Genomic DNA, 8,127 nt, shown 5'->3' with positions numbered 1-8,127 from the left:
AAACTAGGAAGCTAGCCGCAGGCTGTACTTGAGTACGGTAAGGCGACGCTGACGTGGTTTGAAGAGATTTTCGAAGAGTATAACTCACTTATCTTATTATATAACTTGAAATTGACTCCAAGTCAAATATTTTGCATCTAAACGAAAAAAATTTTTTTCATTATCAGTTCTCTTATTAGCATACCCTTTCATTAGTCAAAAAATTTAGAGAAAGCGTCTTTCAAATCAAATATCAAAGCAGCTAGGCAAAAAGTCTATAAAAGTAAAAAGCGCATAGTATCGGGCATTAAAAATCCTTGATACTATGCGTTTTTTGCTTGAAGATTTACTTCATTTTCTCTTAAAATTGAGTTTTCCCCCAACCTCTTTTCTAGTGTTGATGCCCATGGGGTTGCTCTAAGGCTGTTACCCTCCGTTTATGTTGCGCATGATTGCTTTGACTGGCGTCCACTTCAATGGTAATATTCTGAATTCCTCTTTCTTCTAAGAGCTGACGTACTTGATTCTTTGTTTCCATCATCTGTTCCCAGTCCTCTAAGCACAGATGAACAATTGCATTATTTTCTAGACCATCCATGGACCAAATGCTAAGTTGATTGACACTTTTGACATTGATTAGATCCTCCAAATCCTTCTCCAAATCCCCTGTCTCTACTCCTTCTGGCACAGCATCCAAGAAAATCTTGAGTGCACTCCAAAAGCGAGGAATGGCTTTTGTTAGAATGAAGATAGAAATGACAAGCGACAAGAGAGGATCTAAGATATACCAATCTGTAAATCGGAGAATAATGGCCATCAGGATGACTGCTATCCAACCAAGGGTATCTTCCAGAAAATGCAGGCTAAGAATAGACTCGTTCTTTGTTTTCCCTTTACGAACCACTAAACTAGCTAGCAGATTGATACTTACTGCAATGATTCCTAGCCAGAGGATGCCTTCATCATTAACAGGCTGTGGATTAAAAAGTTTAGTTGTATTTTCCAAAATCACTAGGATGGATCCTGTGATAAGAATTACAGCAGTCATCAGGGCCCCTAAAAGACTAAATCGTTTGTAACCCAAGGTGTACTGCCTATCTTCTTCTCGATTTGAGATTGTTTCCAAAAAGGCCGATATGCCAATGGCTATAGCATCTCCCAAGTCATGGACAGAATCAGCAAGAACCGCACTCGAACCAAAGATTCCTCCAGCGATAAACTCAACAATAGCATAGCTTAAATTTAAGAAAAAAGCTACCCAAACAGTATATTTTGCCTTCATCTTTCTCATTCCTTTGTTATAATAGATTTATGAACACCTTGTTCATTATCATTATCCACTAAAACTCAAAGAAAGGATAGAAGCAAAATGTCAGCTTTATTCAGTTCTGAACAATTTGCCTCAAGTGTCCATATGACTAACATTGACCGCCGTATCAGCAAAACAAAAAAAGCCATCTATCAAGCTTTTCTACAACTTTTAAACGATAAGGGTTACGAAGCCACCACAGTTCAGGATATCATTGATCTCGCAGATGTGGGACGTTCCACCTTTTACTGTCACTATGAGAGCAAGGAACTACTTCTGGACGAGCTTTGCCGCTACCTCTTTCATCACATCTTTGAAAGAGAACAATCCGTTTCTACCAAGGATTATCTCGCCCACCTCTTTCTGCATTTTCAAAAAAACCAAGACCATATCACCAGTCTGCTATTTTCCAAAAATGACTACTTCCTCCGTCAACTCCATAAAGAACTAGAACACCATGTCTATTCCGTGCTAGCTGATGATTTAAAAGAAGCTCATCCGAGTCTGCCTATTTCTTACCTCCAACACTTAGTCGTGTCCAACTTTATCGAGACATTGACCTGGTGGCTCAAAAACGGACAAGACTTTACAGACCAGGAAGTTGTGCAATTTTATCTAGACCTTCTCATTCCTAAAAATTGATACTCAATGAAAATCCTTGATTATCAACTCTATCTGTTTTAATCGAAATCTCAAAACAGCACTTTCAAACATCTTTTCCTAGTTAGGTAAATCAGTATTCTGCTTAGCAGCCTTACTCCACTGATACCAACCAACTAGACTGTTAATGAGATAAATTAGATATTTCCCTTGAATTTGCAGGCTTTCTCCCCACCAGAGATAGATTGAAAAGACATTGGTAGCTGCCCAGAATATCCATTGTTCACGGTAAACAGCTGTCATGAGAATTTGTCCCACCCCATTGGTCGCATCTGTGATTGAATCACGATAGGGACGATTGGCACCAATAGACTGATAAATAAATCCAAAGGCCAACCACCAAAGAACACTAATGGAAAGATACTTTGTCCAGCCCTTGCCATCCAGTTCACGTGCAACAAACTCCTGCTTTTCTTTCTTAAACTGGGCTTGATAAATCCAAACGAGAAGTCCAATCGGTTGCATGACTGTGAAGTAAATTGTCGTCAACACCTCACCATAAAAGCCTTTCTGTAGGGCCAAAATAAGGTAAATAACAGAGTTAATCAAGCCAAAAAGATAATTACTTGCCCGACCTTCCGATACAAAGAAAACACAGATAAGCCCTGTCAGACTACAAATCATCCCAATCCAGTCAACAATACGGTGTTCATAAATCAATTCTAGCCAGAGAGGAAAACTTCCTAAAACCAGCAAATACAGCCACTGGGCAAAACTACGATGGGCAAAGAGGTCATCCCAGATAGCCTTCATAGTTCCTGAAAATCCTAAATCAGCCATAGCCGTAACCATACGACGGTAACCACCTGACATTTCACCTAGAGTTGTTTTGATATTTTCAATTTTCTTTTGCAAATAAGTATGCATCATTTCTCCTTTTGTTTTTAAAGAGCCGTGTCTGGATAGACTTTCGGACGCAACGCTCTATTAGATAATGAACTGTCTATACACAAAATTTTTAACCTTAGTCGACATGAACTGAAAATCCTTATTTGTTAAGTAGTTCACAACACATTATACACCTATTTTATGAATAGTCAAGTGTGTTTACAGTTAAATTTTAGAAATTCCTGAAAATTTTCTCTTTCCATTTTAAGTGACATTGAGTAATTCTCACCTCAAAAAAGCCCAGATAAAATTATCTGAGCGTTCTTCTATATAGTCGTTTAACCAAGTTGAGTTTAGCTTTTCAAGCTATTTCTTCAACAGACCTTGTTCTTGTAGAAACTCCTTGGCTACTTGTTCTGCTGACTTGCCTTCAACACCGACTTTGTAGTTGAGCTGGCTCATCTGGCTTTCAGTAATTTTACCAGCCAATTTATTGAGAACTGTTTCCAACTCTGGATGTTTCTTGAGAAGAGCTTCTTTCATCAGTGGAGCCCCTTGGTAAGGTGGGAAGAGTTGCTTGTCATCTTCCAAGACCTGCAAATCATAACGCGCCAATTCTGCATCAGTCGAATAGGCATCCGTGATTTGAATATCACCCGACTGAATAGCCTGATAGCGAAGGGCTGGCTCCATAGTCGCTACATTGAGATTAAGACCATACATTGATTGCAAGCCCTTATTTCCATCTTCACGGTCGTTAAACTCTAGAGTAAAACCGGCCTTCAGCTGCCCTTCCACTTTTTTCAAGTCCGAAATGGTCTTCAAGCCATATTCTTGAGCAATCTTTTTCGGAACAGCTACAGCGTAGGTATTTTGATAAGACATGGGTTTGAGATAGGCTAGATGATCCTGTTTGGCAATACCATCACGCGCCACCTGATAAACCTGCTCTGGCTCATGACTCACCTTGGGTGATGGTTGCAGCAAACTTTCAGTCACCGTACCAGTAAATTCAGGATAGATGTCAATATCGCCTTTTTTCAGAGCTTCATAGAGAAAGCTCGTTTTCCCAAAATTCGGTTTAACAGTCGCAGTCATACTGGTATTTTCTTCAATCAGCAACTTATACATATTGGCCAAAATTTCTGGTTCTGGACCCAATTTCCCAGCAATAACTAAGTTTTCTTTCTCTTTGTGAGCCAAAAGAGCTGGACTATAAGACAAACCAAGCAATATTGTCACCAAGGCAAAACCAGAAAAAATCGTCCGCAATTTTGCCTTTTCCATCACTTTTAGTAGGAAGTTAAAGGCAATGGCAAGGACTGCAGAAGAAAGGGCCCCAATCAAAATCAGACTGGCATTATTACGGTCAATTCCCAAAAGGATAAAGGAACCCAGCCCCCCTGCCCCAATCAAGGCCGCCAAGGTTGCCGTACCGATAATCAAGACAGCTGCCGTCCGAATTCCAGACATCATAACAGGCATAGCAAGTGGAATTTCAAACTTCTTGAGTCGCTCCCACCTAGTCATCCCAAAGGCAATCCCAGCCTCTTGTAGACTTGGATCAATTCCCTTGAGTCCAGTGATAGTATTTTGCAAAATCGGAAAAATCGCATAAATCACTAGTGCTGTCAAAGCAGGCAAGGTTCCAATTCCCATCAAGGGAATAAAGAGCCCCAGCAAGGCCAGAGACGGGATGGTCTGGAAAATCCCTGCAATCTGCAAAACCCAATCCGCTAACTTCTCATGATAGCGAAGATAAACAGCCAAAGGAATCGCGATAAAAATAGCTAGTAATAGGGTCAAAAGTGACAACTGCAAATGTTGAGATAGAGCTGTCAACCAATCACTAAAACGATCCTGAAAAGTTGCAATTAAATTAGTCATGAACACTACCTCCAAACAAATCTGCTACAAATTCTGTGGCAGGAGCTTTTAAAATAGTCTCGGGATTCGCCACCTGACGAATCTCTCCATCCTGCAAGACAGCAATACGGTCCGCCAACTTCAAGGCCTCATCCGTATCATGGGTCACAAAAATCGTTATCATCCCAAATTCTTTATGCAATTCTTTTGTCAGAACCTGCAACTGTTTTCTCGAAATAGCATCCAAGGCTGAAAAAGGTTCATCCATGAGGAGAATTTTGGGCTGACCAATCATAGCACGGACAATACCAACTCGCTGCTGTTCTCCACCAGACAACTCACTCGGAAGTCGATGCCCATACTCAGCTACTGGTAAACCAACTCTTGCTAGAATCTCTTCTGTTTTCTTAGCAATTTCTTCCTTAGTCCAGCCCTTCATTTCAGGAATTAGGGCAATGTTTTCCGCAACCGTTAGATTGGGAAAGAGGGCAATAGCCTGTAAAACATAACCAGTAGAAAGACGAAGTTCACGCTCATCATAATCTTTGATGCGCTTGCCATCCATATAAATATTTCCATCAGTTGGTTCCAAGAGACGGTTAATCATCTTAAGCATGGTTGTCTTACCTGAGCCAGATGGACCAACTAAAACCATAAACTCGCCATTCTCAATCCGTAAATTAACATCTCTCAAGACATCTTTTTCTGTGTAACGTAAAGCTACATTTTTGTATTCAATCATTCTGTATCCTCAACTTAAAACTTGCCTCGATTGGTCAAGTCTTCTACCTTAGGCATAACTTCCTTGTTGTCCCAATGCTCCACAATTTTCCCGTTTTCTAGACGGAAGATATCGTACTGGGCATAAGCAACTCCATCAATCTGAGTCTGACCATAGCTAACCACATAGTTTCCTTGTCCTAAGAGTTGGAAAACAAAGTCAAAAGTGACATCATGCTCAGTAACATAGTTTTTATAAGCATTACTTCCTTGCCCAATCTCATGATTATGCTGAATCAAATCATCCGCTACATAATTACTCCACTGTTCTAGCTCCCCATTTTGGAAAATTTCTGTCAAGAAACGACGAACCAGCTTTTTATTTTCTGCTGTCTTATCCAAATCCTTGATTTCAAAATCGCCAAAGATTTGGTCTAACTGCCCATTTTCTGGAGTGCGATAGTAGTCAATGACATCCCAATGCTCCACGATACGACCATTCTCATCCGCACGGAAAGTATCCGTTGTCACCCATTGAGCTTCCCCACCATTCAGATATTGATGAACATGAACAAAGACCAGATTGTCATCTTCAATAGTGCGTACAATCTTAATCTGACGCTCTGGATGGCGCTCGAAGAAATTTGCAAAGAAAGCTGCAAATCCTTCTTTCCCGTCAGGCACACCTGTCGAATGTTGGATATAGGTATCCCCTACAGACTGGGTTTGAGCCTCAGCAACTCGTCCGTCTTGAATAGCATGAATGTATAGATTTTGTGCATTTTCAACTTGTTTTGACATATTCTAAACCTCATTTTCCTTCTCTTTCAGATTAGCCAAAATTCTTTCTTGAAAACCTTCAAACTGGCGAATTTCTTCCTCTGAAAATCCTTTATAAAAGATAGCATCCAATTTCTGACTGACACGATGTCCCACTTCTTTCTGAGACTCCCCCAACTCTGTTAAAACCAAATACTTCTTACGCTTGTCTTCTCCACATGGGCTAACAGTTACAAGATTTTGCTCCTCTAGCTTTTTTATCATAGTCGTCAACGTATTATTAGCAAGCCCAGTCGCAAGCGCAATGTCTGTCGCAGTTGCACAGCCCATCTCACTATTCCATAAAACCGCTAAAATCTTGCCCTGTTCACTCCGATAAAGAGCTTCAGGATCTTGGCTCAGTAACTTTTGAAAAATCCGCCCATTCAACAAACGAATATGATGGGCTAGCAAATGACTATCTTTCATGACACCTCCAATTTATTTCTATATCGAAATGAATAATCATATTGTAACACTCATTGTTCCAACTGTCAACTATTTCGATTTAGAAATAATTTTTCCCAGTAAAAAAACCTCCCACCCAAGGTAGAAGATTTCAATCTAATAAACTTAATCCGTCATGTCCGATACCAAAGTTCGATGCTCCAACGGAATACTGCACATAACTAGCAAGAAAATGAAGCCAGACTGAATCCAAAAGAGGGCCAAGTCAAAGATTCCGTGTACAGCAACTACTGTAAGAAAAGATAGATAAAGACCGATAATCGGACGTTTCCCCGACTCCTGACTCATATCCATCATCAAGCGAACAGGAGCAACAGAAGACAAAACTAATAAAATAGTCCCCACAATTCCGTAACTCAGAATTGTATCAATATAAAGGCTGTGAGCATGTTCATGATAAGGAGCATGTATCCGAGGATAAGAGTGCATATAGGTCAATGGCCCCTCACCCCAAAAAGGATTTTGCTTAAACAAGGCCATCCCAGCATCCCAGATAGAAATGCGTTCCTCCATAGAAGAATCTAAAGTCCCCATCCGAACTCCCAAATCACTGGAAAAGAGGAAACTCAAGCCAATCGCAAAGACCCCAATACTAAGCCAAAAGGCCTTCCAATTTTTAATGGTCGTAAAGAGATAAATAATCGCTCCAGCTATAATAGCAGGAAAGGCAGTTCGATTTTGAGTAAAGTTCAATCCAAAGAGATTAACAAATCCTGCAATCACACAGAATACCTTCAACCAATTCAACTTGGTCGTTGTAAACAGATAGAAGGCAATCATGATACAGAAACAACAAATAATTCCATAATAATTAGGATTAAAGAAAGTCACTTCTGCACGATTCTGATGCCATACCTGCATATTGGGTGAAAGAAAAGCATAGTTGAATTTCTTCACAATTTGGAAATGTTCTAAACTCGCAAAAGCAGCTGACAATACGCTACCAAGTAAGACTAGCTGCAAAATCAATCGAAAGAATTTGTGTGATAAAATCGACTGATAGTGCAAAAAGAAAACAGTAAATAGAAAAATTCCTACTGAAGCCACTACTCCCATCCAATTTTGTGCAAAAGTAGATATAACAGTACTATAGCCAAGAAAAAGAAGCAGCATCGGATGCTCCCCCATTTTCTGAAGAATACTTTTCATGTCTCCTGTATAAATCAAACTGATAATATATAAACAGAATACAACTACAAAAAGATAAAAGGGTAAAAAGATACTCAGGATAATTCCCAATAAAATCAGCTCTTTACTAGACAACCCTTTCAGCTTTTCAATAAAGCCTATTGATTTCAAAATGAATCCTTTCTCTCCAAATCAACTGATTCAGATAATAGTAAGCTATCCTATATTGTACCACTTTTTGAGTAATTTGAAAACAAAGGAAACGCTTCCTAGGTAAAAAAGGGAAGAAACGTAACTTCTCAAAGTAACTTCCACCTCTCTCCCAAAACTGGAAGTTAGTCTCAGACGAC

8 protein-coding genes are annotated in these 8,127 nt (G+C 39.8%); 1 reads left to right on the top strand and 7 read right to left on the bottom strand.

Features of this window, described 5'->3' with window-relative positions:
- Positions 1 to 370: 370 nt before the first annotated feature.
- Positions 371 to 1,261: a cation diffusion facilitator family transporter gene (locus ADI86_RS04020; protein ID WP_049531896.1), complete on the bottom strand. Its 891-nt coding sequence runs from the start codon at positions 1,259 to 1,261 to the stop codon at positions 371 to 373.
- Between the two features lie 132 nt (positions 1,262 to 1,393).
- Between ADI86_RS04020 and ADI86_RS04015 the strand changes: the two genes are divergently transcribed.
- On the top strand, positions 1,394 to 1,930 hold the full coding sequence (locus tag ADI86_RS04015; RefSeq protein ID WP_049531897.1) for a TetR/AcrR family transcriptional regulator: 537 nt from the start codon (positions 1,394 to 1,396) through the stop codon (positions 1,928 to 1,930).
- Between the two features lie 78 nt (positions 1,931 to 2,008).
- On the opposite strand, the gene pnuC is transcribed toward ADI86_RS04015, so the two are convergent.
- The 6 genes from pnuC to ADI86_RS03985 all read right to left on the bottom strand — a co-directional run bounded on the left by pnuC (position 2,009) and on the right by ADI86_RS03985 (position 7,948).
- Complete coding sequence (gene pnuC, locus ADI86_RS04010; RefSeq protein ID WP_049531895.1) at positions 2,009 to 2,815, bottom strand: nicotinamide riboside transporter PnuC; 807 nt, start codon at positions 2,813 to 2,815, stop codon at positions 2,009 to 2,011.
- Between the two features lie 327 nt (positions 2,816 to 3,142).
- On the bottom strand, positions 3,143 to 4,663 hold the full coding sequence (locus ADI86_RS04005) for an ABC transporter permease/substrate-binding protein (protein WP_049531894.1): 1,521 nt from the start codon (positions 4,661 to 4,663) through the stop codon (positions 3,143 to 3,145).
- Entirely contained in the window at positions 4,656 to 5,384 is a 729-nt protein-coding gene (locus ADI86_RS04000) for an ATP-binding cassette domain-containing protein (protein ID WP_049531893.1), read from the bottom strand. The genes ADI86_RS04005 and ADI86_RS04000 overlap by 8 nt, the downstream gene beginning before the upstream one ends.
- Positions 5,385 to 5,398: 14 nt before the next feature.
- Positions 5,399 to 6,163: a nuclear transport factor 2 family protein gene (locus tag ADI86_RS03995; RefSeq protein WP_049531892.1), complete on the bottom strand. Its 765-nt coding sequence runs from the start codon at positions 6,161 to 6,163 to the stop codon at positions 5,399 to 5,401.
- A 3-nt stretch (positions 6,164 to 6,166) separates the two neighbouring features.
- Positions 6,167 to 6,610, bottom strand: coding sequence for a MarR family winged helix-turn-helix transcriptional regulator (locus ADI86_RS03990; protein WP_049531891.1), 444 nt, complete (start codon positions 6,608 to 6,610; stop codon positions 6,167 to 6,169).
- 144 nt (positions 6,611 to 6,754) lie between these two features.
- The gene (locus tag ADI86_RS03985; RefSeq protein ID WP_049531890.1) at positions 6,755 to 7,948 is read right to left on the bottom strand and encodes an O-antigen ligase family protein; all 1,194 of its coding nucleotides are present in this window, start codon (positions 7,946 to 7,948) and stop codon (positions 6,755 to 6,757) included.
- Positions 7,949 to 8,127 lie beyond the last annotated feature (179 nt).

Source organism: Streptococcus pseudopneumoniae, from assembly GCF_001074975.1.
In the GTDB taxonomy this organism is placed as follows: domain Bacteria; phylum Bacillota; class Bacilli; order Lactobacillales; family Streptococcaceae; genus Streptococcus; species Streptococcus pseudopneumoniae_D.
The sequence above is the reverse complement of the archived record's forward strand: the minus strand, read 5'-3'. Positions and strand labels throughout refer to the sequence as shown.

What these genes read in the sequence shown, in the direction of transcription:
- ADI86_RS03990 (WP_049531891.1), bottom strand. Translation starts at nt 6,610, where the DNA reads ATGAAAGATAGTCATTTGCTAGCCCATCATATTCGTTTGTTGAATGGG.
- pnuC (WP_049531895.1), bottom strand. Translation starts at nt 2,815, where the DNA reads ATGCATACTTATTTGCAAAAGAAAATTGAAAATATCAAAACAACTCTA.
- ADI86_RS04020 (WP_049531896.1), bottom strand. Translation starts at nt 1,261, where the DNA reads ATGAAGGCAAAATATACTGTTTGGGTAGCTTTTTTCTTAAATTTAAGC.
- ADI86_RS04005 (WP_049531894.1), bottom strand. Translation starts at nt 4,663, where the DNA reads ATGACTAATTTAATTGCAACTTTTCAGGATCGTTTTAGTGATTGGTTG.
- ADI86_RS04015 (WP_049531897.1), top strand. Translation starts at nt 1,394, where the DNA reads ATGACTAACATTGACCGCCGTATCAGCAAAACAAAAAAAGCCATCTAT.
- ADI86_RS03995 (WP_049531892.1), bottom strand. Translation starts at nt 6,163, where the DNA reads ATGTCAAAACAAGTTGAAAATGCACAAAATCTATACATTCATGCTATT.
- ADI86_RS04000 (WP_049531893.1), bottom strand. Translation starts at nt 5,384, where the DNA reads ATGATTGAATACAAAAATGTAGCTTTACGTTACACAGAAAAAGATGTC.